At 62.6% G+C, this 25,878-nt stretch carries 26 protein-coding genes; 17 read left to right on the forward strand and 9 right to left on the reverse strand.

Translation table 11 applies throughout. The annotated features are described in order from the left end of the window. Window positions 1-14: 14 nt before the first annotated feature. Genes ACP7EW_RS16265 through pilG form a run of 6 tightly spaced genes read right to left on the reverse strand, consistent with a single transcriptional unit; the run spans window position 15 to window position 9,708 of the window. The gene (locus ACP7EW_RS16265; protein WP_426218342.1) at window positions 15-470 is read right to left on the reverse strand and encodes a chemotaxis protein CheW; all 456 of its coding nucleotides are present in this window, start codon (window positions 468-470) and stop codon (window positions 15-17) included. Then, a complete protein-coding gene (locus tag ACP7EW_RS16270; RefSeq protein WP_426218344.1) occupies window positions 463-6,267 on the reverse strand; it encodes an Hpt domain-containing protein in 5,805 nt (1,934 codons plus the stop codon). The genes ACP7EW_RS16265 and ACP7EW_RS16270 overlap by 8 nt, the downstream gene beginning before the upstream one ends. An 18-nt stretch (window positions 6,268-6,285) precedes the next feature. After that, window positions 6,286-8,355 (reverse strand): methyl-accepting chemotaxis protein, encoded by a 2,070-nt coding sequence (locus ACP7EW_RS16275; protein WP_038850853.1) that lies wholly within the window; start codon window positions 8,353-8,355, stop codon window positions 6,286-6,288. Then, on the reverse strand, window positions 8,352-8,876 hold the full coding sequence (locus ACP7EW_RS16280; protein ID WP_426218347.1) for a chemotaxis protein CheW: 525 nt from the start codon (window positions 8,874-8,876) through the stop codon (window positions 8,352-8,354). Before ACP7EW_RS16280 ends, ACP7EW_RS16275 begins: the two co-directional genes overlap by 4 nt. 12 nt (window positions 8,877-8,888) lie before the next feature. Then, window positions 8,889-9,254 (reverse strand): twitching motility response regulator PilH, encoded by a 366-nt coding sequence (gene pilH, locus ACP7EW_RS16285; RefSeq protein ID WP_016976047.1) that lies wholly within the window; start codon window positions 9,252-9,254, stop codon window positions 8,889-8,891. A gap of 46 nt (window positions 9,255-9,300) precedes the next feature. After that, on the reverse strand, window positions 9,301-9,708 hold the full coding sequence (gene pilG / locus ACP7EW_RS16290) for a twitching motility response regulator PilG (RefSeq protein WP_010564379.1): 408 nt from the start codon (window positions 9,706-9,708) through the stop codon (window positions 9,301-9,303). 239 nt (window positions 9,709-9,947) lie between these two features. Here pilG and gshB point away from each other — a divergent pair, with 239 nt between their 5' ends. The 7 genes from gshB (at window position 9,948) to ACP7EW_RS16325 (ending at window position 15,835) form a co-directional block, all read left to right on the forward strand. Then, window positions 9,948-10,901 carry a glutathione synthase gene (gene gshB, locus ACP7EW_RS16295; RefSeq protein WP_028618297.1) on the forward strand — a complete coding sequence of 318 codons (954 nt, stop codon included), beginning with the start codon at window positions 9,948-9,950 and terminating at the stop codon, window positions 10,899-10,901. 77 nt (window positions 10,902-10,978) lie between these two features. Then, complete coding sequence (locus ACP7EW_RS16300; RefSeq protein WP_426218349.1) at window positions 10,979-11,884, forward strand: energy transducer TonB; 906 nt, start codon at window positions 10,979-10,981, stop codon at window positions 11,882-11,884. A gap of 67 nt (window positions 11,885-11,951) precedes the next feature. Next, on the forward strand, window positions 11,952-12,521 hold the full coding sequence (locus ACP7EW_RS16305) for a YqgE/AlgH family protein (protein WP_033897066.1): 570 nt from the start codon (window positions 11,952-11,954) through the stop codon (window positions 12,519-12,521). Continuing rightward, window positions 12,521-12,958 carry a Holliday junction resolvase RuvX gene (gene ruvX, locus ACP7EW_RS16310; RefSeq protein WP_003195067.1) on the forward strand — a complete coding sequence of 146 codons (438 nt, stop codon included), beginning with the start codon at window positions 12,521-12,523 and terminating at the stop codon, window positions 12,956-12,958. The genes ACP7EW_RS16305 and ruvX overlap by 1 nt, the downstream gene beginning before the upstream one ends. A 73-nt stretch (window positions 12,959-13,031) precedes the next feature. Beyond that, on the forward strand, window positions 13,032-13,538 hold the full coding sequence (gene pyrR, locus ACP7EW_RS16315; RefSeq protein WP_426218351.1) for a bifunctional pyr operon transcriptional regulator/uracil phosphoribosyltransferase PyrR: 507 nt from the start codon (window positions 13,032-13,034) through the stop codon (window positions 13,536-13,538). 24 nt (window positions 13,539-13,562) lie between these two features. Continuing rightward, a complete protein-coding gene (locus tag ACP7EW_RS16320) occupies window positions 13,563-14,567 on the forward strand; it encodes an aspartate carbamoyltransferase catalytic subunit (RefSeq protein ID WP_016976042.1) in 1,005 nt (334 codons plus the stop codon). Then, window positions 14,564-15,835 (forward strand): dihydroorotase, encoded by a 1,272-nt coding sequence (locus ACP7EW_RS16325; protein ID WP_033897062.1) that lies wholly within the window; start codon window positions 14,564-14,566, stop codon window positions 15,833-15,835. The genes ACP7EW_RS16320 and ACP7EW_RS16325 overlap by 4 nt, the downstream gene beginning before the upstream one ends. Window positions 15,836-15,880: 45 nt before the next feature. On the opposite strand, the gene ACP7EW_RS16330 is transcribed toward ACP7EW_RS16325, so the two are convergent. Beyond that, window positions 15,881-16,309, reverse strand: a complete 429-nt coding sequence (locus tag ACP7EW_RS16330) for an NINE protein (protein ID WP_033897061.1) — start codon at window positions 16,307-16,309, stop codon at window positions 15,881-15,883. 250 nt (window positions 16,310-16,559) lie between these two features. On the opposite strand from ACP7EW_RS16330, the gene ACP7EW_RS16335 reads away from it, so the two are divergent. Continuing rightward, complete coding sequence (locus ACP7EW_RS16335) at window positions 16,560-17,198, forward strand: C40 family peptidase (protein WP_033897060.1); 639 nt, start codon at window positions 16,560-16,562, stop codon at window positions 17,196-17,198. A 140-nt stretch (window positions 17,199-17,338) separates the two neighbouring features. On the opposite strand, the gene ACP7EW_RS16340 is transcribed toward ACP7EW_RS16335, so the two are convergent. Beyond that, the gene (locus ACP7EW_RS16340) at window positions 17,339-18,373 is read right to left on the reverse strand and encodes a type IV pilus twitching motility protein PilT (protein WP_426218353.1); all 1,035 of its coding nucleotides are present in this window, start codon (window positions 18,371-18,373) and stop codon (window positions 17,339-17,341) included. Window positions 18,374-18,430: 57 nt separating this feature from the next. Between ACP7EW_RS16340 and ACP7EW_RS16345 the strand changes: the two genes are divergently transcribed. The 9 genes from ACP7EW_RS16345 to ACP7EW_RS16385 all read left to right on the forward strand — a co-directional run bounded on the left by ACP7EW_RS16345 (window position 18,431) and on the right by ACP7EW_RS16385 (window position 25,023). Next, complete coding sequence (locus ACP7EW_RS16345; protein ID WP_033897058.1) at window positions 18,431-19,117, forward strand: YggS family pyridoxal phosphate-dependent enzyme; 687 nt, start codon at window positions 18,431-18,433, stop codon at window positions 19,115-19,117. 33 nt (window positions 19,118-19,150) lie between these two features. Beyond that, window positions 19,151-19,969: a pyrroline-5-carboxylate reductase gene (gene proC / locus ACP7EW_RS16350; RefSeq protein WP_426218356.1), complete on the forward strand. Its 819-nt coding sequence runs from the start codon at window positions 19,151-19,153 to the stop codon at window positions 19,967-19,969. Between the two features lie 9 nt (window positions 19,970-19,978). After that, entirely contained in the window at window positions 19,979-20,569 is a 591-nt protein-coding gene (locus ACP7EW_RS16355; RefSeq protein ID WP_033897055.1) for a YggT family protein, read from the forward strand. Between the two features lie 95 nt (window positions 20,570-20,664). Then, window positions 20,665-21,804: a homoserine O-succinyltransferase MetX gene (metX, locus tag ACP7EW_RS16360; protein ID WP_095013877.1), complete on the forward strand. Its 1,140-nt coding sequence runs from the start codon at window positions 20,665-20,667 to the stop codon at window positions 21,802-21,804. Window positions 21,805-21,811: 7 nt separating this feature from the next. Then, window positions 21,812-22,432, forward strand: coding sequence for a methionine biosynthesis protein MetW (gene metW / locus ACP7EW_RS16365; protein ID WP_010207236.1), 621 nt, complete (start codon window positions 21,812-21,814; stop codon window positions 22,430-22,432). Window positions 22,433-22,453: 21 nt separating this feature from the next. Then, on the forward strand, window positions 22,454-22,888 hold the full coding sequence (locus ACP7EW_RS16370) for a DUF4426 domain-containing protein (protein WP_016976033.1): 435 nt from the start codon (window positions 22,454-22,456) through the stop codon (window positions 22,886-22,888). After that, a complete protein-coding gene (rdgB, locus tag ACP7EW_RS16375) occupies window positions 22,885-23,481 on the forward strand; it encodes an RdgB/HAM1 family non-canonical purine NTP pyrophosphatase (protein ID WP_426218358.1) in 597 nt (198 codons plus the stop codon). Before ACP7EW_RS16370 ends, rdgB begins: the two co-directional genes overlap by 4 nt. Beyond that, window positions 23,478-24,680, forward strand: coding sequence for a radical SAM family heme chaperone HemW (hemW, locus tag ACP7EW_RS16380; RefSeq protein WP_426218360.1), 1,203 nt, complete (start codon window positions 23,478-23,480; stop codon window positions 24,678-24,680). Before rdgB ends, hemW begins: the two co-directional genes overlap by 4 nt. A 19-nt stretch (window positions 24,681-24,699) precedes the next feature. Then, window positions 24,700-25,023, forward strand: a complete 324-nt coding sequence (locus ACP7EW_RS16385; RefSeq protein ID WP_016972961.1) for a DUF3392 domain-containing protein — start codon at window positions 24,700-24,702, stop codon at window positions 25,021-25,023. A 128-nt stretch (window positions 25,024-25,151) separates the two neighbouring features. Here the strand turns inward: ACP7EW_RS16385 and trmB are convergent, their stop codons facing one another. Next, window positions 25,152-25,877: a tRNA (guanosine(46)-N7)-methyltransferase TrmB gene (gene trmB, locus ACP7EW_RS16390; protein ID WP_426218362.1), complete on the reverse strand. Its 726-nt coding sequence runs from the start codon at window positions 25,875-25,877 to the stop codon at window positions 25,152-25,154. Between the last annotated feature and the right edge of the window lies 1 nt (window position 25,878).

Consider the following 25,878-nt stretch of genomic DNA (forward strand, 5'->3'; position numbering starts at 1 on the left):
CATAAGGCTCAGGATCAGGCCAGGCCGGACTCCACCAACAACGCCTCCAACCCCATCAAATCCGGCACCTTCGCCACATGCTCCCCCACCTGCACCGCCGCCAGCTCCAGCGGGCACAGCGGCACGTCGACATAACTCAACTCATTGTCGAGCTTGTACGACCGGGGAATCCCCTGAATCACCAGCGCAATAAACTTCAACGTTGGCCGCCCACCGAACGCGTTCAGCACCACGATCCGCGAGCGTTCGCCGGTCACGCTGGCTTCGCCGCACACCGCTTCAAAGCTGATCAGCGGGATTTGCCGATCGCGCCAGGTCACTTGCCGCAAATACCACGGCGGTGCATCACTGGCCGGTTCGCCGCGCTGGAAGTCGATCAGCTCGGCGATGGCGACATTGGGCAGCACCAGGTGGCGGTCGGCCAGGGGTAGCAGCAGGCCGGTGAGTTGGCTGGCGCGGTGGTCAAGCATGGGACTTGCTCCAGTAGGCGATGCTTTCGAGCAGCACCGATTCCTGGTACGGCTTGCCGAGGTAGTCATTCACGCCGATGGCCATGGCGCGGTCGCGGTGTTTCTGGCCGGTGCGCGAGGTGATCATGATGATCGGCAGGCGCATCAGTCGAGGGTCGTTGCGCACTTGGGTGGCGACTTCGAAGCCATCCATGCGCGGCATTTCGATGTCGAGCAGCATCAGGTCCGGGGTGTGTTCTTCCAGCACGGCGAGGGCGTCGATGCCGTCTTTGGCGGTGAGCACGTTCATGCCGTTGCGTTCCAGCAGGCGGCTAGTGACTTTGCGCACGGTGACCGAGTCGTCCACCACCAGCACCAGCAACGGACGCTTTTTCAGCGGGTCGTTGAGGATCAGCGGCGCATCCACCGACTGGGCCGGCAAGGCCGGTTGGCGCGAACGGATATGCGCCAGCAGGTCGATGATCAACACCACGCGGCCATCGCCCAGAATGGTCGCGCCGGACAAGCCCTGCACGCCCGCGAATTGCGGCCCCAGGCCCTTGACCACGATTTCCCGCGTACCAGCCATGGCGTCCACATGGATCGCCACGCGCCGCTCATTGCATTGCACCAGCAGTACCGGCACCGGTTGATATTGGCCCAACAGTTTCGGGCGGCTGACGGTGTGCAACAGGTCGCCCAGGTAGAACAGCTCGTAACGCTGGCCGGCGTATTCATAACGCGGCGGATCCTGCTGGTAATGCCCGGCCAACTCATGGGGCAACACACGCACCAGGCCTTCGATGGTGTTGAGCGGAATCGCATATTGATCGTCCGCACATTGCACCATCAGCGCACGGTTGACGGACACGGTGAACGGCAGGCGAATACGGAAGTGCACGCCCATACCCGGCGTCGAGTCGATGAACATCGAGCCGCCCAACTGACGCACTTCTTCATGCACCACATCCATGCCCACACCACGCCCGGAAATCTGCGTGATCTTTTCCGCCGTGGAGAAGCCCGGTTGCAGGATGAACTGCAACACGTCGCGGTCGCTGATCTCTTGATTCGGATCGAGCAAACCGCGCTTGATTGCCTTGCGCCGCACCGCCTCCAGCGGCACACCCGCGCCGTCGTCGCGCATGTCGAAGACGATGTCGCCACCTTCGTGGGTCAAGTCCAGGGTGATGCGGCCTTTCTCCGGCTTACCGGCCAACAGCCGCGCATCGCGGGACTCCAGCCCATGGTCGACGGCGTTGCGCAGCATGTGTTCCAGCGGCGCCGCCATGCGTTCCAGCACGTTGCGGTCCATCTCGCCTTCGGCGTTGCCGACGATGAACTCCACGTCCTTGCCCAACTCGCCCGCCACTTGACGCACGATGCGCTTGAGGCGCGGCAGCATGCGTTCGAACGGCACCATGCGCGTGCGCATCAGGCCTTCCTGCAACTCGGTGTTGATACGCGCCTGTTGCTGTAACAGGTCGTGGGCGTCCTCGTTGCGGCGTTCTAGGGTGTCCTTGAGGTCGAGCAAGTCAGAGGCAGATTCGGACAACGCGCGCGACAGTTGCTGCAACTGCGAATGGCGGTCCATTTCCAGCGGGTCGAAGTCTTCATAGCCCAGGCGCTCGGCCTCGGCTTGCTGGCGGCTGAGGATGCGGCCCTGGGTCTCGGTGTCGAGGCGACGCAGTTGGTCGCGCATGCGTTCGATGGTGGTTTCCACTTCGGTCAGGGCGATGCGTGCGTCGTTGACTTGCTGTTCGATACGGCCACGGAAGATCGAGGTTTCACCGGCCAGGTTGACCAGGTCGTCGAGCAGCTCGGCAGAGATCTTCACCATGTCGGCCATCGGGTCGACGACGGCCTCCACCTTGCCCGCCGGCAACGCCAATGGCGTCACCGGCTCATCGCTCGGGTGCACCAGGCTTTTGATGCGCTCGATGAGCTTGTCCACCGAGCCGACCGGCAAGCCGTCCGCCACCGCGTCGATCATCTGCGCCAGGCGGTCGTGGCAGCCTTGCAGCAACGCGAACAATTCCGGGGATGGCGCGAGCAAACCGGCGGACAGGCCTTCGTAGAGAAATTCCAGTTCATGGGCCAGGTCGCCGATGGGCGCGATCTCGACCATACGCGCGCCGCCCTTGAGGGTGTGCAGGTCGCGCAGCAGGGTCTCCACTTCCTGGCGATTGCCGGGCTCGGCCTGCCAGCGCGACAGCGCAGCACTGGAGCTGTCGAGGATGTCGGCCGCTTCTTCGAGGAAGATATCCAGCAGCTCAGGGTCGGCACCAGACGCAGGCGGCGCGGCGACCGGTGCCGCTGGCGCGCTGCCTTGGCGCAGTGCACGCACCCTGGCGCTCAGCTCGGCGCTGTCGCTCAAAGGTTGGTGATGTTGCAGTTCTTCAAGCTGCAAGGCCAGGCGTTCATGGCTGGCCATCAGCACCTGGGACAATTCGGCGGAGTAGCTGTAGCGGCGATCCACCAGCCCTTCGTACAGGCATTCCAACTCGTGGGCCAGGTCGCCAATCGGCTCGATTTCCGCCATGCGCGCGCCGCCCTTGAGGGTGTGCAGATCGCGTTGCAACGATGACAACGGCGCGGCGTTGTCAGGCTCCAGCAACCAGCGCTTGAGCGACTGCCCGGCGCTGTCGAGGATGTCCACGGCTTCTTCGAGGAAGATCTCGACGATCTCGTCGTCCATCGTCGTTTGCTGATCCAACTGCTGTGTGGCGGCGCCCAGTTCGGCAATGCTCAGCGCGCGGCTGCCATCGCTTTTGATCAGGCCGGTGGCGGACGGGTCGAGGGCTTCGTCCAATAACTCGCGCAAGGCTTGGACACGGGCCGGCGCCGGGCTGATTTCCTGGCCGGCGGCCAGCTGGTCGAGCATGCTGATCAGCGCTTCATGGGCCTGTTCGGCCTCATGGAAAAACCGCTCGCTGACCGCCAGGCTGCTTTCCTCCACGGCGCCGTACAGGTCGAGCAACGCTTCGCAGAGTGCGTCGATGGCATGCAGGTCTGCGACGTGCGCGCCCTCCCCCAGCGTGGTCAATTCATCCAGCAGCGCGGTGAGTTCCTGGCGTTCGCCGGGGTGTTGCTGCCAGCGACGTAGCAGGCTTTCGGCGTCGAGCAGGATGTCCATGCCCTGGGCCAGGAAGTTGGCGATCAACTGTGGATCGCGCTTGATGCGCACGTCGAGCAGTGCTTCAAGCTGCTGATCCAGCAGGCTCTGGGTGCGGTTGATCAGGTCCTCTGCGCCGTGGATCGGCGCCAGGGGATCGCTGTCCAAGTCACGCAGCCCTCGCTGGAACAGGCCTTCGGCTTCCAGCAGCAACTCCACTTCGTCCAGGTCCAGCGGCAGGCGGTGGGCCTTGTACTCGCGGGTCAGGTGATCCAGCGGGCGCGCCAGCTCGGCAATCGGCAACACGCCAGCCATGTAGGCGCTGCCCTTGAGGGTGTGCAGGGCGCGTTGCAGTTCATCGCTGACTTGCAGCGGCACATGCTCGGCGGCCTGGTGCAGGAAGTGGTTGAGGCTGTCCAGATGGCTTTGGGCTTCGTTGCGGAAAATCTCCAGCAGCATCGGATCATGAGGCTCGGCGGTCAGCGCGGGTGTACCGCTGGCCAAGGCGTGCGCACGGGCAGCCAGGGCATCGACTTCATCGCGTTGACGCTGGTCGTCAATGGCAAAGTCCGCGATCAACTCCGGCAGCAAGGCCACCGCTTCGTCCAGCACCTGCTGCACGTCAGGGTCGAGGGACACGCTGCGCTCCAGCACACGGTTCAGCAGGTTTTCCACCGCCCAGGCCAACTCGGCCAAGACCAGGGCGCGCACCATGCGGCCGCTGCCTTTGAGGGTGTGGAAGGCGCGGCGCATTTCGGCCTGGGCGGTTTTGTCCGCGCTGTTGGGCAGGTAGCGGTGCAACACCTCGAGGACTTCGTCGGTCTCCTCAAGGAAGACTTCGCGCAGTTCATCGTCGATGGGTTCTTCATCGGCCGGCGGCGGCAACAGGCTGCCGGGGCGCTGCAGGGCCGGCGGGTTCAGCCGCGACGTGGGGCTGGCGAGTGCGTCGAACTGGGATTGGCTCGGCGCAACCTCGGCCGAGAGCGCGCCATCCGGTGCAACCAGGGCCTGGCGCCAGGGTTTTTCGGCGGGCAGGTAACCCAGTGCGGCCAAGCCTTGGGTGGCCAGCTCCAGCACACGCTCACCCGCCGCATCCGGATCCTGGAGCATGCGCTCCAGGTAATACTCCAGGCTGCTGATCACGTCGGCGAAATGCGCCAGTTGCCTCTCGGAGGGCGGTGCATCGTTGCCCATCAGTTGCTCGTCGACGTAATCGGTGCAGCCACGCATCAGGCTTGCCGCGCGGGGCAACGGGATCATCGCCAGGGCGCCGCGCACCTGGCTGAGCAGCTCCGGCAGGGACTCCAGGCGCTGGCGGTCCCAATCAGCTTCGATGCAGTCGATCAGCAGTTCCTTGGCTTGCTTGAGGCACTGGCAGGATTCACGGATCACCAACTGGTGGATCTGGGTCAGGTCGGTGGTGGGCAAGCGGCTTTCTTCGCGGCTTTCCGGCTCGACGGTGCCGACCATGCCCGCCAACGTGGCTTCGACGTAGAGCAAAGCGCCGGCGACATCCATCAGCACGGCGTCGTTGGGTGCTCGATGGCCCTGGGCCAGGCTCAGCACCACGGCGAGTTGGTCGATGATGACTTTGCGCGGCTGACCGAAGCCCAGCACCGCCAAGGTATCGGCGATCTGCCGCAACGGCGCCAGCAATGCATCAAGGTCGCTGGTGTGCTGGCGGTCACTGCGTACGAACAAGTCGAGGCGTTCTTTGACCCGAACCAATTCCTCACACAAAGCGCCCAGCACCGAGCCCATGGCGTTGCGGTCCGGCCCGGCCAGGCGTGCGCGCTCGGCGTCGACCACCGCGCTGTCAGGCAAGGCTTCATCCAGGCCGTAGCGCTCCTTCAGGCTTTGCATGCGCGGCGTCGGACGCGTGACCTTGGCCACATAGAACAGCAGGCTCTTGAGCAACTCATCCGGCGCCGGCTGGTTGATGCCGCCAATGCCTTGGGCCAGCAGGCGCTTGAGTTGTTTGTCGCTGGCCTTGAGCAGGCTGCGCAGCGCCGGACTGTTGGCGATCACGCCAGTGAGCATGCCTTCGACCAGTGCCGAGGTGACTTGCCACAGCGGCAACAGCGGCGCGCCTTGGCACAGTGCTTCGAGGCGTGCGAACACCCTCGCCATGTCCTCCAGGTTGCTGGGGCCATGGTCTTCACGCAGCAGCCCGGCCAGCGCCTGCTGCAAAAGCTGGTGCCACTGGCGCAGTTGCTCTTTCAGGTCGGGTACCGCGCGTTGGGCCAGGGCCTCATCCGGAAGTGGCGCGATGGTCAGCAATTGCGGGCTGAACAGGCTGGTTTCCGACAACAGGCTTTCGCCGTGCGCGCTGCGCAGGTCATTGAGCAGTGGCAACACCACCAGCGGCAGGTCGCGGCGGGCGCTGTGCACGCGGTCCAGGTACAACGGCAATTGAGTCAGGGCCTGTTGCAACAGGCGGATGCTTTCGTCGCGCTGACTGACGCTCCCGGCTTGCAGGGCCAGGGCCAATTCTTCGATTTCCTCGGCCAGCAGCGCCGCGCCGTAGAACTCGACCATCTGCAACGCGCCATGCACTTGGTGGACACACGCCAGGCACTCGCTGATCGCTTCGGCGTCTGTAGTCTCAACATAAGCGTCGAGCGCCGAGCGAGCCTGTTTCAGGGTTTCGGCAATGTCGCCCTTGACCCATTCGAGGGCCACGTAGTCGTGCCGATCAACCATAACTGCTCCGCGTTGAAATCATGAATGGCTGTGGGGCTGTTCATCCACCGGACGCGCCGGCGGCAAGGTGAAACCCGACACCGACCGCCGCAACTGGCTGGCCATTTTCGCCAGGTTGCCGATGCTTTCGGCGGTGGCCGTCGACCCCGACGAGGTCTGGGTGGTGATCTGCTGGATCACGTTCATGGTCAGGGAGATCTGCCCGGCCGATGAGGTCTGTTGCTGCGCCGCGTTGGAGATGCTCTGGATCAGCGCCGCCAGGGTCTTGGATACGCCTTCGATCTCTTCCAGCGCCACCCCGGCGTCTTGGGCCAGCCGCGCGCCGCGCACCACTTCGGTGGTGGTCTGTTCCATGGAAATGACCGCTTCGTTGGTGTCGGCCTGGATCGCCCGCACCAACGTTTCAATCTGCCGGGTCGCCGCCGATGAGCGCTCCGCCAGGCGCTGCACTTCGTCAGCCACCACCGCAAAGCCGCGTCCGGCATCACCGGCCATGCTTGCCTGGATTGCCGCGTTGAGGGCGAGGATGTTGGTCTGGTCGGCAATGTCGTCGATCAAGCTGACGATGTCGCCAATTTCCTGGGACGACTCGCCCAGGCGCTTGATGCGCTTGGCGGTGTCCTGGATCTGCTCGCGGATGTTGTCCATGCCGTGGATGGTGTTGTGCACCACCTCGTTGCCCTTGTTGGCGATTTCCACCGAGCGCTCTGCCACCGCCGAGGACTCGGCAGCGTTGGCCGAGACCTGGTCGATGGACTGGGCCATCTGGTTGATCGCGGTGGACGCCTCGGCGATCTGCTGGGCTTGATGCTCCGAGGCCTGGGCCAAGTGCATGGCGGTGGCCTGGGTGTCCTGCACGGCACCGGCGACTTGCCCGGCGGTAAGGTTGATGGTGGCGACCAGGTCGCGCAACTGGTCGACGGAATAGTTGATGGAGTCAGCGATGGTGCCGGTGAAGTCTTCAGTCACCGAGGCAGTCACCGTGAGGTCACCGTCGGCCAGGTCTTCGATTTCATCCAGCAGGCGCATGATCGCGTTCTGGTTGCGCTCGTTCTTCTCGGCGGTTTCGTGCAGCTGGCGGTTGGTCTCGCGCACCATCACCAGGCCGATCAGGATGATCGAGGTCAGGGCGAGCAGGCCCAGGACATAGCCGCCGATGGTGTCGAAACTGCGCCCGCTGGCGAGGTTTTCGAACCCGGTGGCCAGGTGCGAGGCTTCATCGAGCAGGGTTTGCGAGAGGTTGAAGATATTGCTCGCCGAGGCTCGCACCTGGAACAGCTGCGGCGAGGTCTCGAGGATCTCATCCACGGAGCCGGAAACGAACTCGAACAGCTCGGCGATTTCCGCCAACCGCGCGCGGGCGTCGCGGTCCTCGACCTGGGTGATACGCAAACCGGGGTTGCCCTGGAGCATGCCGTTAAGCACTTGGCCGAAACGGTTGGCGTCACGACCAAAGGCGTCGGCGGCCTGCACGGCGGTTTCGTCGCCGGCCAGCACGGTGTTCACCGCGCCAAGGATACGTTCGGCCAGCAGTGATTGGCGTTGGGCCAACGCCACCTGGCTGGCCGGAGCGCCGCGTTGCAGGAGGATATCGACGACCTTTTCCGATTCCATCTGCAGTTGCGGCACGGTTTCGGCCAGGGTCGCGGCCACCTGATGCAACGACAGCACGGTCTGCTCGCTGGCGAGGATTGCGTCGGTGTTTTTCAGCAGTGCTTCCCAGTCGGTCTGCACCGCACGCATTTCGGCACGCACTGCGCTGGGCGCGGCGGGCAGGCCGGTTTGCGGGTCACCTTTTTTCAGGAAGCCCCAGCGCTGGGCGAAGTCGTTACGCGCGTCGCCCAGCAGCTTGAACGCCGCAGCCTTGCCGGCGGCGGCTTCGGTGGCGTTCTTGGCGATACGCTGGGACAGCACGCGCAACTCACCGGCATGGCCGATGTACTGTTTGTCGTAGGTGGATTGGGTGTTGAGGTACGCAAAGTTGGCGAACAGCAACATGATGAACACGATCAGTGCGATGAACAGCACGATGATCTGCGAGCGGCTGCGCGAGCCGGCCTGGGGTTTGAGTGCGGTAGCGGTGGTCATGCGGCAACATCCATGAAGCCAGGGGCTTGGGCCAGAGCGAAGGGGCTGAACACCTGCCACGACGGGTCGCCGTTGAACCGGCCTTGAATAAACGCTGCGTCGGGCGCGGTGTTCGCCCGCCAGGCGTCTTGTGCGAAATGCTGCATCCCCACCACCTCGTCGACCAGCAGCCCGACAAACACGTCGTTGAACTCCACCACCAGCACTCGCCGTTGCTTGCGCGCCTTGGACAGCTCAAGGCCGAGGAACCCACCCAAATCCATCACCGGCAACAGGCGCCCACGCAGGTTGGCCACGCCCTTGACCCAGGCCTTGACCCCGGGCATCAAGGTGCAGCGTGGTTCGTGCAGGACTTCGGCGACTTCGCCCATGGGCGCCACATACCAGTGCTGGTCCAGGCGAAAGCCGATCCCGCTCCAGCGTTGCAGGCGGGTTTCCTGGGACGGCAGGTCAGCGGCCAGCAGGCGGCAGCGGCGGTCAATGTCCAGCAGCAGCTCGAAGGCGGTTTGCGACTCGGTCATGATGGCGAACCGTCAGCCGGCCAGCACCTTGTTCAGGGTGGCGATCAGGGTTTCTTCATCCACCGGCTTGGTCAGGTAATCCTTGGCGCCCTGGCGCGCGCCCCAGATCTTGTCGGTTTCCTGGTCCTTGGTGGTGATGATGATGATCGGGATGCCGTTGGTTTCCGGCTCCTTGGACAGCTGGCGGGTGGCCTGGAAGCCGTTGAGGCCCGGCATCACGATGTCCATCAGCACGGCGTCGGGTAATTCCTGGCGGGCCAGGGCCACGCCGTCCGCGCCGTTTTCGGCCTTGAGGACCTGGTGGCCATGCTTTTCCAGCATGCCGGTCAGTTTGTACATTTCAGTCGGCGAATCGTCGACGATCAGAACACGTGCCATGGTTTTCCCCACTACATAGGTGGACGCCGGCCCTTGTGAGGCGGCGTCAGTGTGCTTGTTCTACTGCGGCGAACCCCGGCACGTAGGCCTTGATCGCGCCCAGCAGTTCTTCCTTGCTGAAAGGCTTGGTCAAAAACTGATCGACCCCCACGATGCGCCCCTTGGCCTTGTCGAACAGGCCGTCCTTGGACGACAGCATGATCACCGGGATCGACTTGAACGCCGGGTTGTTCTTCACCAGCGCGCAGGTCTGATAGCCATCCAGGCGCGGCATCATGATGTCGACAAAAATAATATGCGGGTGATGATCAACAATCCGGGCCAGGGCATCGAAACCGTCGATGGCCGTGATGACATCGCACCCCACGTTCTTCAACAAGGTTTCAGCGGTGCGGCGGATCGTCTTCGAATCGTCGATCACCATCACTCTCAAGGCGTTGGAATGCTGTTCCATATCTGCTCTGCCATCGCCACAGCGAATCGGTTTTCGGTGTGTACTGCCTGATGTTGCACAGGATGAGCGCCGCGGGCCTTGGAATTCAAGGGCCGGTGCGCCGTGGCAGTCTTTTTAGCACAGTCTCCGGGCGCAATCTATCGAGCAACCGGCCAGGTGGTTTTTCCTTGACCCACAACAGCCGCAGCGCCACTCTGACGCCACTTTTATGCGCCCTTATTTGCTAGAGGAAATCCCCCATGAGCGTTCGCGTCGGCATTGTCATGGACCCTATCGCCAGCATTTCCTATAAAAAGGACAGCTCGCTGGCCATGCTCCTGGCCGCCCAGGCCCGCGGCTGGACCCTGTTCTATATGGAGCAGCGCGATCTTTACCAGGGCGACGGCGAGGCCCGTGCACGCATGCGCCCGCTGCAGGTGTTTGCCAACCCGGAAAAGTGGTTCGAACTGCAAGATGAAATCGACAGCCCGCTGAGCGATCTGGACGTGATCCTGATGCGCAAGGACCCACCGTTCGACATGGAGTTCGTCTACTCCACTTACCTGCTGGAGCAGGCCGAGCGCGCCGGCGTGCTGATCGTCAACAAGCCGCAAAGCCTGCGCGACTGCAATGAAAAGCTGTTCGCCACCCTGTTCCCACAGTGCACGCCGCCCACCGTGGTCAGCCGCCGCGCCGACGTGCTGCGTGAATTTGCCGCCAAGCACGGTGACGTGATCCTCAAGCCGCTGGACGGCATGGGCGGCACCTCGATCTTCCGTCACCGCGCAGGCGACCCGAACCTGTCGGTGATCCTGGAAACCCTGACTGCCCTGGGCACCCAGCAGATCATGGGCCAGGCCTACCTGCCGGCGATCAAGGACGGTGACAAGCGCATCCTGATGATCGACGGCGAACCGGTGGATTACTGCCTGGCGCGCATCCCGGCGGCGGGCGAGACCCGTGGCAACCTGGCGGCCGGTGGTCGGGGTGAAGCGCGCCCGCTGTCGGACAAGGACCGTTGGATTGCAGCCCAGGTCGGCCCGACCCTGCGTGAAAAGGGCTTGCTGTTTGTCGGCCTGGACGTGATCGGCGAGAACCTGACTGAAATCAACGTCACCAGCCCGACCTGCATCCGCGAGATCGATAATGCATTTGGCACCAACATCGGCGAAATGCTGATGGCGGCCATTGAGCGCAAGCTGCAAGCCAAGTGATATAGAACAGCCGGACACGCACCAACATTGCGCTATCATGCCCCACCTGTGAAACGCGCGATGTTGGTTTTTTTGTCATGACACTCCCGTCCGAGCTGCCCCCCGAACTCTCCCACAGCGGCGTGCGCCCGGCTGATCGGCTCGGATTTACCCTGTTCCTGGCCGCGTTGATTCACCTGGCCCTGATCCTCGGCGTGGGTTTCACCATGGTCGAGCCGAAGCAGATCAGCAAAACCCTGGAAATCACCCTGGCCACGTTCAAAAGTGAAAAGAAGCCTGAGAAGGCTGACTTTCTCGCCCAGGACAACCAGCAAGGCAGCGGCACCCTCGACAAAAAAGCCATACCCAAGACCACCGAAGTGGCGCCGTTCCAGGACAACAAGGTGAATAAAGTCACCCCGCCGCCGGTGCCCAAGCCGGAGGTCAAGCAGGCTGCGCCCAAGGCTGCAGTGACCACCGTCGCACCCAAGCCGCAAAAAGCCCCGACCCAACGCGAAAAGACCAAGACCGAACCCAAGCCCGAGCCTGTAAAGCCGGCGCCGACGTTCGACAGTTCGACGCTTTCCGACGAGATCTCCAGCCTCGAAGCCGAACTGGCCAACGAACAGCAGCTGTACGCCAAGCGCCCGCGCATCTACCGGCTGAACGCCGCCTCGACCATGCGCGACAAAGGTGCCTGGTACAAAGACGAGTGGCGCAAGAAGGTCGAACGCATCGGCAACCTCAACTATCCCGAAGAAGCCCGCCGTCAGCAGATTTACGGCAATTTGCGTCTATTGGTTTCAATCAATCGTGACGGCACGCTCTATGAAGTGCAGGTACTGGAGTCGTCCGGCCAGCCGCTGCTGGACCAGGCCGCCCAGCGCATCGTGCGCCTGGCTGCGCCTTTCGCCCCTTTCAGCGGCGACTTGAACGACGTCGACCGGCTGGAAATCATCCGCACCTGGAAGTTCGCCAAGGGCGATCGGCTGTCGAGTAATTGATGACAATTGCCCCCTGTGGCACATCACCAGCTTGTCAGTTCGCCCCTCCACCGCCACACTATCGGACATGAAAAATGTCAGCCCGACCTATCTCAAGCATCAATTCCTGATCGCCATGCCCCATATGGCCGACCCGAACTTTGCGCAGACCTTGACCTACATCGTCGAGCACACGGCCAATGGTGCGATGGGGCTGGTGGTCAACCGCCCGCAGGAGCTGAACCTGGCGGATATCCTTGAACAGCTGCGCCCGGAAGTCGACCCGCCTGCCCGTTGCCAGGGCGTGCCGATCTACATCGGCGGGCCGGTACAGACCGATCGCGGGTTTGTGCTGCACCCGACGGGGCCGAAGTTCCAGGCCACCGTCGATCTGGACGGTGTGTCACTGTCCACCTCCCAGGACGTGTTGTTCGCCATCGCCGACGGCGTGGGCCCTGAGCAGAGTGTGATCACCCTCGGTTACGCGGGCTGGGAAGCCGGCCAATTGGAGGCTGAACTCGCCAGCAACGCTTGGCTGACGTGCCCCTTTGATGCCGACATCCTGTTCAACACGCCCAGCGAACTGCGCCTGGAAGCGGCTGCGGCCAAGCTGCGGGTCAACCTCAGCCTGTTGACCAGCCAGGCGGGGCACGCCTGATGGCTTTGCGACTGATCCTGGGTTTTGACTACGGCACCAAACAGATCGGCGTCGCCGTCGGCCAGGTCATCACCGGCCAGGCCCGCGAGCTGTGCACCTTGAAAGCCCAGAACGGCGTGCCGGACTGGAACCAGGTCGAAGCCCTCATTAAAGAGTGGAAGCCCGATGCGGTCGTGGTCGGCCTGCCGTTGAACATGGACGGCACCCCCAGCGACATGTGCCTGCGCGCCGAAAAATTCGCCCGCCGCCTCAATGGCCGCTACAACCTGCCCTTTTATACCCACGATGAACGCCTCACCACCTTTGAAGCCAAGGGTGAGCGCCGTGACCGTGGCGGGCAGAAGGGCAGCTACCGCGACAACCCCGTGGACGCCATCGCCGCCGCCCTGTTGTTGCAGGGATGGCTGGATGAAAACACTGCATTATTTGAATCCTGACTGACGCGGCTTGCCGCGTCTTTTTACGTTTGAGCCCGGACCTTGCCTGCGCCAAGGTCCTGAAGGAGCCTGCATGAGCCTGCCGAACCCCGCCGAACTGATCAGCCAGATGGCCACAAGCCTCACAGCCCATCTGCAACACCGCAACATCAGCGAGCCGCGCTTCATCGGCATCCGCACGGGCGGTGTGTGGGTGGCCCAGGCGCTGCTGGAAGAACTAGGCAGCGACTCGCCCCTCGGTACCCTCGACGTGTCCTTCTACCGTGACGACTTCAGCCAGAACGGCCTGCACCCACAAGTGCGCCCGTCGGCCCTGCCATTCGAGATCGAAGGCCAGCACCTGGTGCTGATCGACGACGTGCTGATGAGTGGCCGCACCATCCGTGCCGCCATGAACGAACTGTTCGACTACGGCCGCCCGGCCAGCGTGACCCTGGTGTGCCTGCTCGACCTGGATGCAGGCGAACTGCCGATCAGCCCGGATGTGGTCGGCGCCACACTGTCGCTTTCAGCCTACCAGCGGGTAAAATTGTCCGGTCCCACGCCGCTCGAACTCGAACTGCAAGACCTCGCCCTTTAAACCGCCTTGTAAAGAGTCCCCGCGATGACGCCTCTCGATGCCAAGCGCCCGCTGCAGCTCAATGCTCAGGGCCAGTTGCAACACTTCTTGTCCCTCGACGGTTTGCCCCGCGAACTGCTCACCGAAATCCTCGACACCGCCGACTCGTTCCTCGAAGTCGGTGGCCGCGCGGTGAAGAAGGTCCCGCTGCTGCGCGGCAAGACCATCTGCAATGTGTTCTTCGAGAACTCCACGCGTACCCGTACCACCTTTGAACTGGCTGCCCAGCGGCTGTCGGCCGACGTGATCACGCTGAACGTGTCCACGTCGTCGGCGAGCAAGGGCGAGACCCTGCTCGACACCCTGCGCAACCTGGAAGCCATGGCCGCCGACATGTTCGTGGTGCGCCACGGCGACTCCGGCGCCGCGCACTTCATCGCCGAGCACGTGTGCCCGCAGGTGGCGATCATCAACGGCGGCGACGGCCGCCACGCCCACCCGACCCAGGGCATGCTCGACATGCTCACCATTCGTCGGCACAAGGGCAGCTTTGAAAACCTCTCGGTGGCCATTGTCGGCGACATCCTGCACTCGCGGGTTGCACGCTCCAACATGCTGGCCCTCAAAGCCCTGGGTTGCCCGGATATCCGTGTGATCGCCCCGAAAACCCTGCTGCCGATCGGCATCGAGCAGTACGGCGTGAAGGTCTACACCGACATGGCCGCAGGCCTAAAGGACGTGGATGTAGTGATCATGCTGCGCCTGCAACGCGAGCGCATGGCCGGTGGCCTGCTGCCGAGCGAAGGCGAGTTCTACCGCCTGTTCGGCCTGACCACTGCGCGCTTGGCCGGCGCCAAGCCGGATGCCATCGTCATGCACCCGGGCCCGATCAACCGTGGGGTAGAGATTGAGTCGGCGGTGGCCGACGGCCCTCAGTCGGTGATCCTCAACCAGGTCACCTACGGCATCGCCGTCCGCATGGCCGTGCTGTCCATGGCCATGAGCGGGCAAACCGCGCAACGTCAATTCGAGCAGGAGAACGCCCAGTGAAGCTCAGCATTCTTGGCGCTCGCGTTATCGATCCGGCCAGTGGCCTGGATCAAGTCACCGATCTGCATCTGGAAGCCGGCAAGCTTATCGCCATCGGCGCTGCTCCGGCAGGTTTCAGCGCGACTGAAACCCTCGACGCCAAAGGCCTGGTGGCCGCGCCGGGCCTGGTCGACCTGAACGTCGCCCTGCGCGAGCCAGGCTACAGCCGCAAAGGCAACATCATCAGCGAAACCCGCGCCGCCGCTGCCGGCGGCGTGACCAGCCTGTGCTGCCCGCCGCACACCAAGCCGATCCTCGACACGTCGGCCGTGACCGAACTGATCCTCGACCGCGCCCGTGAAGCCGGCAATTGCAAGGTGTTCCCGATCGGCGCCTTGAGCAAAGGCCTGGAGGGCGAACAACTCGCCGAACTGATCGCCCTGCGCGACGCCGGTTGCGTAGCCTTCGGCAATGGCCTGGAAAGCTTTCGCAGCACCCGCACGCTGTTGCGCGCCCTGGAATACGCAGCCACCTTCGACCTGACGGTGATCTTCCATTCCCAGGACCGCGACCTGGCCGAAGGCGGCCTGGCCCATGAAGGCGCCGTGGCCAGCTTCCTCGGCCTGCCGGGCATTCCGGAAACCGCCGAGACCGTGGCCCTGGCCCGTGACCTGCTGCTGGTGGAACAAAGCGGCGTGCGCGCGCACTTCAGCCAGTTGACCAGCGCTCGCGGCGTCGCCCTGATCGCCCAGGCCCAGGCCCGTGGCTTGCCGGTGACGGCGGATGTGGCGCTGTATCAGCTGATTCTGACGGATGAAGCGCTGATCGACTTCTCCAGCCTGTACCACGTGCAGCCGCCGCTGCGCACCCTGGCCGACCGCGAAGGTTTGCGCGCGGCCGTCAAGTCCGGCGTGGTCTCGGCGATTTCCAGCCATCACCAGCCCCATGAGCGGGATGCCAAGCTGGCACCGTTTGGCGCGACAGAGCCGGGCATCAGCAGTGTCGAACTGTTGCTGCCGTTGGCGATGACGTTGGTGGAGGATGGATTGCTGGACTTGCCGACCTTGCTGGCACGCCTGAGCGCTGGCCCGGCCGAGGCCCTGCGCCTGCCGGCGGGTAAGTTGGCGGTGGGATCGGCGGCGGATCTGGTGTTGTTTGATCCGGCCAGCTCCACGGTTGCCGGGGAGCAGTGGTTGTCGAAAGGCGAAAACTGCCCGTTTATTGGGCATAGCCTGCCGGCGACGGTGCGTTACACCCTGGTTGACGGACGCATCAGCTACCAGGCTTGACGCTACCAACCGGTAGGAGCGAGCAAGCTCGCTCCTACCGGTTATTTACCGCCCGGAATTGCGTTCGGCATTGCGGATCGAAATCTGCGTATTCAACGTCCAGAAGTCATACAGCACCCCCACCAGGAACAAGCCGCCGGTCAGCAGGTAGATCAAGCCGGTGATCCATTTGCCCTGGTACATGCGGTGCACGCCAAATACCCCCAGAAACGCCAACAGGATCCAGGCCACGTTGTATTCGATGGGCCCGGCGGTAAAACGCAGGTCCGCTTCACGGTCCATGGCCGGAATCAGGAAAAAGTCGATCAGCCAGCCAATACCCAACAGACCGAGGGTGAAAAACCAGATCGTGCCGGTGACGGGTTTGCCGTAATAGAAGCGATGCGCCCCGGTAAAACCGAAAATCCACAGCAGGTAACCGATCACCTTACTGTGGGTGTCTTGCTGCGGGCCAATCTGCTGATAGGTGTTCATCGCGTACCTCTTTTGCCTCGATAGATAAATTTTTTCATTTTCTTTGTGACTTTTTTACAGGCGCCCGACGTACGGCAAATGGTATCTTCCCTGCCCTGAAAGCCTTATGCCACCTGACTTGTGTAGGACAATTGCGGCGAATCGTCGCGTTTTTCCTGATTTTGACGTCAAGGTTCAGTCGACAAACGGCCTGAGAACGGCACAAAAAGCTGTTATAAAGTTGCGCGCAAACCCATAAGAGCCACGCCTAATGCGACCATTTTTCAAGACATGGCTAACCATTTGCCTATTAATGCCACTGGCCGCCCACGCCACCAATCGTGAGCAACGACTTCCTAACGTTAACGGTTTCACCCCTAAAGTCCACAGCACGCCAAGCACCGCCAAGTCGGTAAAGCTGACCGTCAACCGCCCGACTCAACTGAGCAAGGCCCATAACGGCAAAGCAGTCCCAGGCCTGGTTGGCGTCAACACCAAGCAGAGCAGCACCGTCCTCAGCCGCGCGGTCAACGTGCTCGGTACCCCTTATCGTTGGGGCGGCAGCAGCCCAAGTAAAGGGTTCGACTGCAGCGGCTTGGTGAAATATGCGTTCAACGACGTAGCCGCCGTGGATTTGCCGCGCACTTCCAACGCCATGGCCGCCGGCCACGGGCAGAAAGTTGATCGCAAGGACCTGAAACCCGGCGACCTGCTGTTCTTCAAACTGAAGAGCCGCCAGGTGAACCACGTTGCCATCTACCTGGGCAACGACCGCTTCATCCACGCACCGCGTCGTGGCAAGTCGGTGAGTATCGACACCCTGAAGAAGCCGTTCTGGGACAAGAATTACGTGATTGCCAAGCGGGTGTTGCCGAAAGAGCAGAACAACTTGCGGGTCGTTCAGCGCTGATTTCAGACTGAAATGCAGTACTCCATGTGGGAGCGGGCTTGCTCGCGAAAGCGGTGGATCAGTCGATTAATTTGTTGACTGACACTCCGCATTCGCGAGCAAGCCCGCTCCCACATTTGATTTACATTGTTCTTAATGCCTCATATGTCTGCTGGCACCCTCGCTTTCTCCCGCGCCTCTTCCCGGCTGATCACCCCCGCCCCGACCAGCGCCTTCAAGCTCATATCCAACGTCTTCATCCCCAACGCCCCACCCGTCTGAATCGCTGAAACCATCTGCGCCACCTTGTCCTCCCGGATCAAATTCCGAATGGCCGGCGTGCCCAGCATGATTTCATGAGCCGCCACGCGTCCGCCGCCGACTTTCTTCACCAGTACCTGAGACACCACCGCCTGCAAAGACTCCGACAGCATCGAGCGGACCATGGCCTTTTCCCCGGCCGGGAACACGTCCACCAGCCGGTCGACCGTCTTTGCCGCCGAACTGGTGTGCAGGGTGCCAAACACCAGGTGCCCGGTCTCAGCCGCCGTCAGCGCGAGGTGGATGGTTTCCAGGTCGCGCAGTTCGCCCACCAGGATCACGTCCGGGTCTTCGCGCAGTGCCGAGCGCAAGGCAGTGGAAAAACCATGGGTATCGCGATGCACCTGGCGCTGGTTGATCAACGCCATTTTCGGCGTGTGGATAAATTCGATGGGGTCTTCAAGGGTGAGGATGTGCTGACGCCGATGCTGATTGAGAAAATCGATCATCGCCGCCAGAGTCGTAGACTTGCCCGAGCCGGTCGGGCCGGTGACCAGCACCAGACCACGTGGCAGTTGGGCGATACGCTGGAACACTTCGCCAAGGCCAAGGTTTTCCAGGCTTTGGACCTCAGAAGGGATGGTGCGAAACACCGCACTCATGCCGCGATCCTGCCGGAATACATTGGCCCGGAACCGCGCCACGCCGGGCAGTTCGAAGGCAAAGTCTGTTTCAAGAGATGTTTCGAAATCCTTTTGTTGGTGCTGAGTGAGCAAAGGGCTCAATAAGTCCGCTACTTGCGTAGGTGAAAGCACCGGCCCCTCCAGCGGCCAGACCTCGCCATCCAGCCGCAGCATCGGCGCCAGGCCGGAAGACACATGCAGGTCGGAGGCTCCACGGCGCACGCTGGCCGTGAGTAATTCAGTGATATCCATAGGGCTTTCCATTTCCAGTAGAATGCCGCGGACTCCATATCCACGGGCGCATCTTGAATGTCGACGATAGCAGACAACATCGGCCAGGTTAGCCAGCGCATCCGCGCCGCAGCCGACGCCGTGCAACGTGACGCAAGCAGCATCCACCTGCTGGCCGTGAGCAAGACCAAACCCGCGCAAGCCGTGCGCGAAGCCTATGCCGCCGGCATGCGCGACTTTGGCGAGAACTACCTGCAGGAAGCCCTGGGCAAACAGGCCGAATTAACCGACCTGCCCTTGAGTTGGCACTTCATCGGCCCCATTCAATCGAACAAGACGCGCGCTATCGCCGAGAACTTCGCTTGGGTGCATTCCGTGGACCGCCTCAAAATCGCTCAACGCTTGTCCGAACAACGCCCGGCCGACCTGCCACCGCTGAATATCTGCATCCAGGTCAATGTCAGTGGCGAAGCCAGCAAGTCCGGCTGTACACCCGCCGACCTGCCGGCCCTGGCCCATGCGATCAACGCCCTGCCGCGCCTGAAACTGCGTGGCCTGATGGCGATTCCGGAGCCGACTGAAGATCGGACCGCGCAAGACGCAGCGTTCGCCGCGGTACGCGACCTGCAAAACAGCCTGAACCTGCCGCTGGACACACTTTCCATGGGCATGAGCCACGACCTTGAGTCGGCCATTGCCCAAGGCGCCACCTGGGTGCGGATCGGTACCGCCCTGTTTGGTGCCCGCGACTACGGCCAGCCATGAAATGGCTGACTTCCCTCTGAGTAAGGACCTGTCATGAGCAACACGCGTATTGCCTTTATCGGCGCCGGTAACATGGCGGCCAGCCTGATCGGTGGCCTGCGGGCCAAGGGCCTGGACGCCGCGCAGATCCGCGCCAGCGACCCAGGCGCCGACACCCGTGCCCGCGTCAGCGCCGAGCACGGCATTGAAACCTTTGCCGACAACGCCGAGGCCATCCAGGGCGTCGATGTCATCGTGCTGGCCGTTAAGCCGCAGGCCATGAAAGCCGTGTGCGAAAGCCTGCGTCCGAGCCTGCAGCCGCAGCAACTGGTGGTGTCTATCGCCGCCGGCATCACCTGCGCCAGCATGAACGCGTGGCTCGGTGCCCAGCCGATCGTGCGCTGCATGCCCAATACGCCAGCACTGGTCAGCCAAGGTGTGAGCGGGCTGTATGCCACCGCGCAAGTGAGCGCCGAGCAGCGCAACCAGGCGCAAGAGCTGCTGTCCGCCGTGGGCCTCGCCCTGTGGCTGGAGCAGGAGCAGCAACTGGACGCGGTCACCGCCGTATCCGGCAGCGGCCCGGCGTATTTCTTCCTGCTGATCGAGGCCATGACTGCCGCTGGCGTGAAACTGGGCCTGTCCAGGGACGTGGCCGAGCAACTGGCCGAGCAGACTGCCCTGGGTGCCGCGCATATGGCGGTGGCCAGCGATGTGGACGCCGCCGAATTGCGCCGTCGCGTGACCTCGCCAGGCGGCACCACACAGGCGGCCATCGAGTCGTTCCAGGCCGGGGGCTTTGAAGCCCTGGTGGAAAAAGCATTGGGTGCCGCTGCGCACCGCTCGGCGGAACTCGCCGAACAACTGGGCAAATAAGGAGCCAACATGATTGGTTTGAACACCGCAGCCGTCTATGTGCTGCAAACCCTCGGCAGTCTGTACCTGCTGATCGTACTGATGCGCTTCGTGCTGCAACTGGTGCGTGCGAACTTCTACAACCCGCTCTGCCAGTTCATCGTCAAGGCCACCCAGCCGCTGCTCAAGCCGTTGCGTCGGATCATTCCGAGCCTGTTTGGCCTGGACATGTCGTCGCTGGTGCTGGCAATCCTGGTACAGCTGGCCTTGATGGCGCTGACCCTGCTGCTGACCTATGGCACCACCGGCAACTTCGTGCAACTGCTGGTCTGGGCCATCATCGGCGTGACCGCGCTGTTCCTGAAAATCTTCTTCTTCGCCCTGATCATCAGCGTGATCCTGTCCTGGGTCGCCCCCGGCAGCCACAACCCTGGCGCCGAGCTGGTGAACCAGATCTGCGAACCGGCCCTGGCGCCGTTCCGCCGTCTGCTGCCGAACCTGGGCGGCCTGGATATTTCGCCGATCCTGGCGTTCATGGTGCTCAAGTTGCTCGACATGCTGGTGATCAACAACCTGGCAGCCATGACCGGCATGCCAGAGATTCTGCGCCTGCTGATCTGATGTTCCCTGGCGAGGGAGGCCCCTCCCTCGCCATTGCTTGCCGCTAGGTGCAGCGGTCTTTAGACTTACGCCTCATTTAAACGAGAGCAGGGTCGATGCCAGCTGCCTTTCCCCCCGATTCTGTTGGACTGGTCGTGCCCCAAGTGGCGCACTTCAGCGAACCGCTGGCCCTGGCCTGCGGGCGTTCGCTGCCTGCCTATGACCTGATCTATGAAACCTACGGCCAACTGAACGCCACGGCGAGCAACGCCGTGCTGATCTGCCATGCCTTGTCCGGCCATCATCACGCCGCCGGTTTCCACTCGGTCGACGAGCGCAAGCCCGGCTGGTGGGACAGTTGCATCGGCCCCGGCAAGCCCATCGACACCAACAAGTTCTTCGTGGTCAGCCTGAACAACCTCGGCGGCTGCAACGGTTCCACCGGCCCGAGCAGTATCAACCCGGAAACCGGCAAGCCGTTCGGCGCCGATTTCCCGGTGCTGACCGTGGAAGACTGGGTGCACAGCCAGGCCCGCCTCGCCGACTTGCTCGGCATCCACCAATGGGCCGCCGTGATCGGTGGCAGCCTGGGTGGCATGCAGGCGCTGCAATGGACCATCACTTACCCGGACCGCGTTCGCCATTGCCTGGCCATCGCCTCGGCGCCCAAGTTGTCGGCGCAGAACATCGCCTTCAACGAAGTGGCGCGCCAGGCCATCCTGACTGACCCAGAGTTCCACGGCGGATCGTTCCAGGAAGCCGGGGTGATCCCCAAGCGCGGCCTGATGCTGGCGCGGATGGTGGGGCATATCACCTACCTGTCCGATGACTCCATGGGCGAGAAATTCGGCCGTGGCCTCAAGAGTGAGAAGCTCAACTACGACTTCCACAGCGTCGAGTTCCAGGTGGAAAGCTACCTGCGTTATCAGGGTGAGGAGTTCTCCGGGCGTTTCGACGCCAACACCTACCTGCTGATGACCAAGGCGCTGGACTATTTCGACCCGGCGGCCAACCATGACGACGACCTGGCGAAAACCTTCGAAGGCGCCACGGCCAAGTTCTGCGTGATGTCGTTCACCACCGACTGGCGCTTCTCGCCGGCCCGCTCCCGTGAGCTGGTGGATGCGCTGATGGCCGCGCGCAAAGACGTTTGCTACCTGGAAATCGATGCGCCGCAAGGCCACGACGCCTTCCTGATTCCGATCCCGCGTTACTTGCAGGCGTTCGGCAATTACATGAACCGGATTACTGTGTGAGAACGCCATGAGAGCCGACCTGGAAATCATCCAAGAATGGATCCCCGCCGGCAGCCGCGTGCTCGACCTGGGCTGCGGCGATGGCGAACTGCTGAGCTGGCTGCGCGACAACAAGCAAGTCACCGGCTACGGCCTGGAAAACGACCCGGACAACATCGCCCAGTGCGTGGCCAAGGGCATCAACGTGATCGAGCAAGACCTGGACAAGGGCCTGGGCAACTTTGCCAGCAACAGCTTCGACATCGTGGTGATGACCCAGGCACTGCAAGCCGTGCACTACCCGGACCGCATCCTCGACGAAATGCTGCGCGTCGGCCGCCAGTGCATCATCACCTTCCCGAACTTCGGCCACTGGCGCTGCCGCTGGTACCTGGCCACCAAGGGCCGCATGCCGGTGTCGGACTTCCTGCCCTACACCTGGTACAACACGCCGAACATCCACTTCTGCACCTTCGAAGACTTCGAAGCGCTGTGTGGCGAGCGTGAAGCCAAGGTGATCAACCGCCTTGCCGTCGATCAACAGCACCGCCACGGCTGGGCGAGTAAACTATGGCCCAACCTGTTGGGCGAAATTGGTATTTACCGGGTCAGCAGTCCTGGCCTGACCGACCACAAGATTGCCGTCTAATCATCTTCAAGAGGGACGCTCATGAGTCGTTTGGCTATTTTTCTATTGACCGCCTGCCTGGGCGCCAGCGCCGTGGCCGCAGACGCAATAGACGCTAACCGCAAGAAAGACTTCGGTGACATCACCGTGCACTACAACACCTTCACCTCCAGCTTCCTGCAACCGGAAACAGCCCAGGCCGTCGGTGTGGTGCGCAGCAAGGAGAAGGGCCTGATCAACGTGACCGTGATCAAGGGCGTGACCCCGGTGGCCGCGCAAGTCACCGGCACCATCAAGGACCTGGGCGGCAAGAGCGAGATCCTGACCTTCAAGCAGATCAACGAGAAAGGCGGCGTCAACTATCTCGCGCCCTACTCCGTGACCCAGCGGGAATACAAGACGTTTACCATCAACGTTGAAACCGGTGGCAAAGCCCATAGCTTCCAATTCAACCAAGAACTGTTCCCGGCCGAATGATGAAACTCACCCAACTCGTACTGGCCAGCCATAACGCCGGCAAACTCAAAGAATTGCAGGCGATGCTCGGCGACTCCGTGCACCTGCGCTCCATTGGCGAGTTCAGCCATGTAGAGCCCGAAGAGACCGGCTTGTCGTTCGTCGAGAACGCCATCCTCAAGGCACGCAACGCCGCACGCATCTCCGGCCTGCCGGCGCTGGCGGACGACTCGGGCCTGGCGGTGGACTTCCTCGGCGGCGCCCCTGGCATCTATTCGGCGCGGTATGCCGACGGCAAGGGCGACGCGGCCAACAACGCCAAGCTGCTGGACGCGCTCAAGGACGTGCCGGACGCCGAGCGCGGCGCGCAGTTCGTCTGCGTACTGGCCCTGGTGCGCCACGCCGATGACCCGCTGCCGATCCTGTGCGAAGGCCTGTGGCACGGGCGCATCCTGCATGCGCCCAGTGGTGAACATGGGTTTGGTTATGACCCGCTGTTCTGGGTGCCGGAGCGCAATGTCTCCAGCGCCGAACTGAGCCCGGCCGACAAGAACCAGATCAGCCACCGTGCTCGCGCAATGGATTTGCTGCGCCAACGCCTGAGCCTGAAATGACCCAGAACACCTCTGCGCAGCCGCTGATCCACGGCGGCGCGCAAACACCTCGGGCGGCCTTGCCGGTACTGCCGCCCCTGGCGCTGTATATCCACATCCCGTGGTGCGTGCGCAAATGCCCCTATTGCGACTTCAACTCCCACACCGCCAGCAAGGTGCTGCCGGAAGAGGAGTATGTGGAAGCCTTGCTGGCAGATCTCGACCAGGATCTGCACGCTGTGTACGGTCGTGAGCTGAGTTCGATCTTCTTTGGCGGCGGTACGCCAAGCCTGTTCAGCGCCGCCGCATTGGGCCGCCTGCTCAAGGGTGTGGAAGCGCGCATCCCGTTTGCCAGTGATATCGAAATCACCCTGGAAGCCAACCCAGGGACCTTCGAACAAGAGAAGTTCGTCGCCTATCGCAAGCTGGGGATCAACCGCCTGTCCATCGGCATCCAGAGCTTCCAGCAGGAAAAGCTTGAGGCCCTCGGCCGTATCCACAATGGCGACGAAGCCGTGCGTGCCGCTGGCATGGCGCGCCAGGCCGGGTTCGATAACTTCAACCTGGACTTGATGCACGGTTTGCCCGATCAGTCCCTGGACGATGCCCTGAGCGACCTGCGCCAGGCCATCGCGCTAAAGCCGACGCATTTGTCGTGGTACCAACTGACCCTGGAACCCAACACCGTATTCTGGAACCAGCCGCCCGCGCTGCCGGAAGACGACACGTTGTGGGACATCCAGGAAGCCGGCCAGGCGCTGCTTGCCGAACACGGTTACGCGCAATACGAAGTGTCGGCCTATGCCCAACCGGGTCGCCCGGCACGGCATAACCTGAACTACTGGAGCTTCGGCGACTTCATCGGCATCGGCGCCGGAGCCCACGGCAAGCTCAGCCACCCCGACGGGCGCATCGTGCGCAGCTGGAAGACCCGAGCACCGAAGGACTACCTCAACCCGGCCAAAAGCTTTCAGGCCGGCGCGAAGGAACTAACCAACGAAGAATTGCCATTCGAGTTCCTGATGAACGCGTTGCGCCTCACCGAGGGCGTCGAGGCCAGGCTCTACGCCGAGCGTACCGGCCTCGATCTGGCGAGCCTCGATGAAGGCCGCCGCGAGGCCGAACAAAGTGGCTTAATGCAGGTCGAACCGTCACGCCTGGCGGCGACCGACCGTGGGCAACTCTTTCTCAATGACCTGTTGCAGACGTTTTTGAGCTGATCGCTCTTAAGGAAATCGAATGGATTTGGTACTCGACCTGCTCGCCACCGTGTCCCGCTGGAGCCGTAGCAACCTGTCGGAAATTTCCCTGGCCCTTGTGGGCTGCCTGCTGGTGCTGTTTGGCGCTGACATCAAAGGTTGGGTGGAAGCGCGCTTGGGCAGCATCGCCGGTGCGTTGCGCGTACCGTTGATGGCGCTGGTGTGCATGATCGGCAGCGGCGCGGCGTTGATCTATGCCACGCCGTGGATTGTGCGAGGGTTGAGCCAGTTCAATAACTACAGCCTGGCGCCGGTGTTGGTGGTGGTGCTGGTGTTGATTGGCGTCGTTGCAGACCGCCGCTGACTTAAAGCCCAACACAAAACAAATGTGGGAGCTGGCTTGCCTGCGATGCAGACACCTCGGTGTATCAGTGATACCGAGGTGATGCTATCGCAGGCAAGCCAGCTCCCACAGTTTTGACCGTGTGCTACTCAGTCGATTTTTTCGAACTTCAGATCCCACACGCCATGTCCCAGCCGCTCGCCGCGACGCTCGAACTTGGTGATCGGCCGCTCAGCCGGGCGTGGCACGCATTTGCCGTCTTCGGCCAAGTTGCGATAGCCAGGCGCTACATCCATCACTTCCAGCATGTATTCCGCATACGGTTCCCAGTCGGTGGCCATGTGCAAGATGCCGCCCACTTTCAGCTTGCTACGTACCAGCTCCGCGAAGGAGGCCTGGACGATGCGACGCTTGTGGTGACGGGATTTGTGCCATGGGTCCGGGAAGAACAACATCAGGCGGTCGAGGCTGTTGTCGGCGATGCAGCTGTTGAGCACTTCGATCGCGTCGCAGTCATACACGCGCAGGTTGGTCAGCCCTTGGGTCAGCACGCCATTGAGCAGCGCGCCGACACCTGGGCGGTGCACTTCCACACCGATGAAGTCCTGGTCCGGCGCGGCGGCGGCCATTTCCAGCAGGGAGTGGCCCATGCCGAAGCCGATTTCCAGGGAACGCGGGGCCGAACGGCCGAACACCTGGTCGTAATCCACCGGCGCATCGGCCAGCGGCAACACGAACAGCGGCGTACCTTGCTCCAGGCCCTTTTGCTGGCCTTCGGTCATGCGACCGGCGCGCATCACAAAACTCTTGATGCGGCGGTGCTTGGACTCGTCGCCTTCTTCCAGGGTGTTCGGCGTTTCGTTTGATTCAGTCATC

Source organism: Pseudomonas sp. DWRC2-2, from assembly GCF_049897885.1.
Classification (GTDB): Bacteria; Pseudomonadota; Gammaproteobacteria; order Pseudomonadales; family Pseudomonadaceae; genus Aquipseudomonas; species Aquipseudomonas azotoformans_A.

Bases quoted from the DNA above. Each gene is read 5' to 3' on its own strand.
- ACP7EW_RS16265 (WP_426218342.1), bottom strand. From the start codon at position 470: ATGCTTGACCACCGCGCCAGCCAACTCACCGGCCTGCTGCTACCCCTG.
- ACP7EW_RS16270 (WP_426218344.1), bottom strand. From the start codon at position 6,267: ATGGTTGATCGGCACGACTACGTGGCCCTCGAATGGGTCAAGGGCGAC.
- ACP7EW_RS16275 (WP_038850853.1), bottom strand. From the start codon at position 8,355: ATGACCACCGCTACCGCACTCAAACCCCAGGCCGGCTCGCGCAGCCGC.
- ACP7EW_RS16280 (WP_426218347.1), bottom strand. From the start codon at position 8,876: ATGACCGAGTCGCAAACCGCCTTCGAGCTGCTGCTGGACATTGACCGC.
- pilH (WP_016976047.1), bottom strand. From the start codon at position 9,254: ATGGCACGTGTTCTGATCGTCGACGATTCGCCGACTGAAATGTACAAA.
- pilG (WP_010564379.1), bottom strand. From the start codon at position 9,708: ATGGAACAGCATTCCAACGCCTTGAGAGTGATGGTGATCGACGATTCG.
- gshB (WP_028618297.1), top strand. From the start codon at position 9,948: ATGAGCGTTCGCGTCGGCATTGTCATGGACCCTATCGCCAGCATTTCC.
- ACP7EW_RS16300 (WP_426218349.1), top strand. From the start codon at position 10,979: ATGACACTCCCGTCCGAGCTGCCCCCCGAACTCTCCCACAGCGGCGTG.
- ACP7EW_RS16305 (WP_033897066.1), top strand. From the start codon at position 11,952: ATGAAAAATGTCAGCCCGACCTATCTCAAGCATCAATTCCTGATCGCC.
- ruvX (WP_003195067.1), top strand. From the start codon at position 12,521: ATGGCTTTGCGACTGATCCTGGGTTTTGACTACGGCACCAAACAGATC.
- pyrR (WP_426218351.1), top strand. From the start codon at position 13,032: ATGAGCCTGCCGAACCCCGCCGAACTGATCAGCCAGATGGCCACAAGC.
- ACP7EW_RS16320 (WP_016976042.1), top strand. From the start codon at position 13,563: ATGACGCCTCTCGATGCCAAGCGCCCGCTGCAGCTCAATGCTCAGGGC.
- ACP7EW_RS16330 (WP_033897061.1), bottom strand. From the start codon at position 16,309: ATGAACACCTATCAGCAGATTGGCCCGCAGCAAGACACCCACAGTAAG.
- ACP7EW_RS16335 (WP_033897060.1), top strand. From the start codon at position 16,560: ATGCGACCATTTTTCAAGACATGGCTAACCATTTGCCTATTAATGCCA.
- ACP7EW_RS16340 (WP_426218353.1), bottom strand. From the start codon at position 18,373: ATGGATATCACTGAATTACTCACGGCCAGCGTGCGCCGTGGAGCCTCC.
- ACP7EW_RS16345 (WP_033897058.1), top strand. From the start codon at position 18,431: ATGTCGACGATAGCAGACAACATCGGCCAGGTTAGCCAGCGCATCCGC.
- proC (WP_426218356.1), top strand. From the start codon at position 19,151: ATGAGCAACACGCGTATTGCCTTTATCGGCGCCGGTAACATGGCGGCC.
- ACP7EW_RS16355 (WP_033897055.1), top strand. From the start codon at position 19,979: ATGATTGGTTTGAACACCGCAGCCGTCTATGTGCTGCAAACCCTCGGC.
- metX (WP_095013877.1), top strand. From the start codon at position 20,665: ATGCCAGCTGCCTTTCCCCCCGATTCTGTTGGACTGGTCGTGCCCCAA.
- metW (WP_010207236.1), top strand. From the start codon at position 21,812: ATGAGAGCCGACCTGGAAATCATCCAAGAATGGATCCCCGCCGGCAGC.
- ACP7EW_RS16370 (WP_016976033.1), top strand. From the start codon at position 22,454: ATGAGTCGTTTGGCTATTTTTCTATTGACCGCCTGCCTGGGCGCCAGC.
- rdgB (WP_426218358.1), top strand. From the start codon at position 22,885: ATGATGAAACTCACCCAACTCGTACTGGCCAGCCATAACGCCGGCAAA.
- hemW (WP_426218360.1), top strand. From the start codon at position 23,478: ATGACCCAGAACACCTCTGCGCAGCCGCTGATCCACGGCGGCGCGCAA.
- ACP7EW_RS16385 (WP_016972961.1), top strand. From the start codon at position 24,700: ATGGATTTGGTACTCGACCTGCTCGCCACCGTGTCCCGCTGGAGCCGT.
- trmB (WP_426218362.1), bottom strand. From the start codon at position 25,877: ATGACTGAATCAAACGAAACGCCGAACACCCTGGAAGAAGGCGACGAG.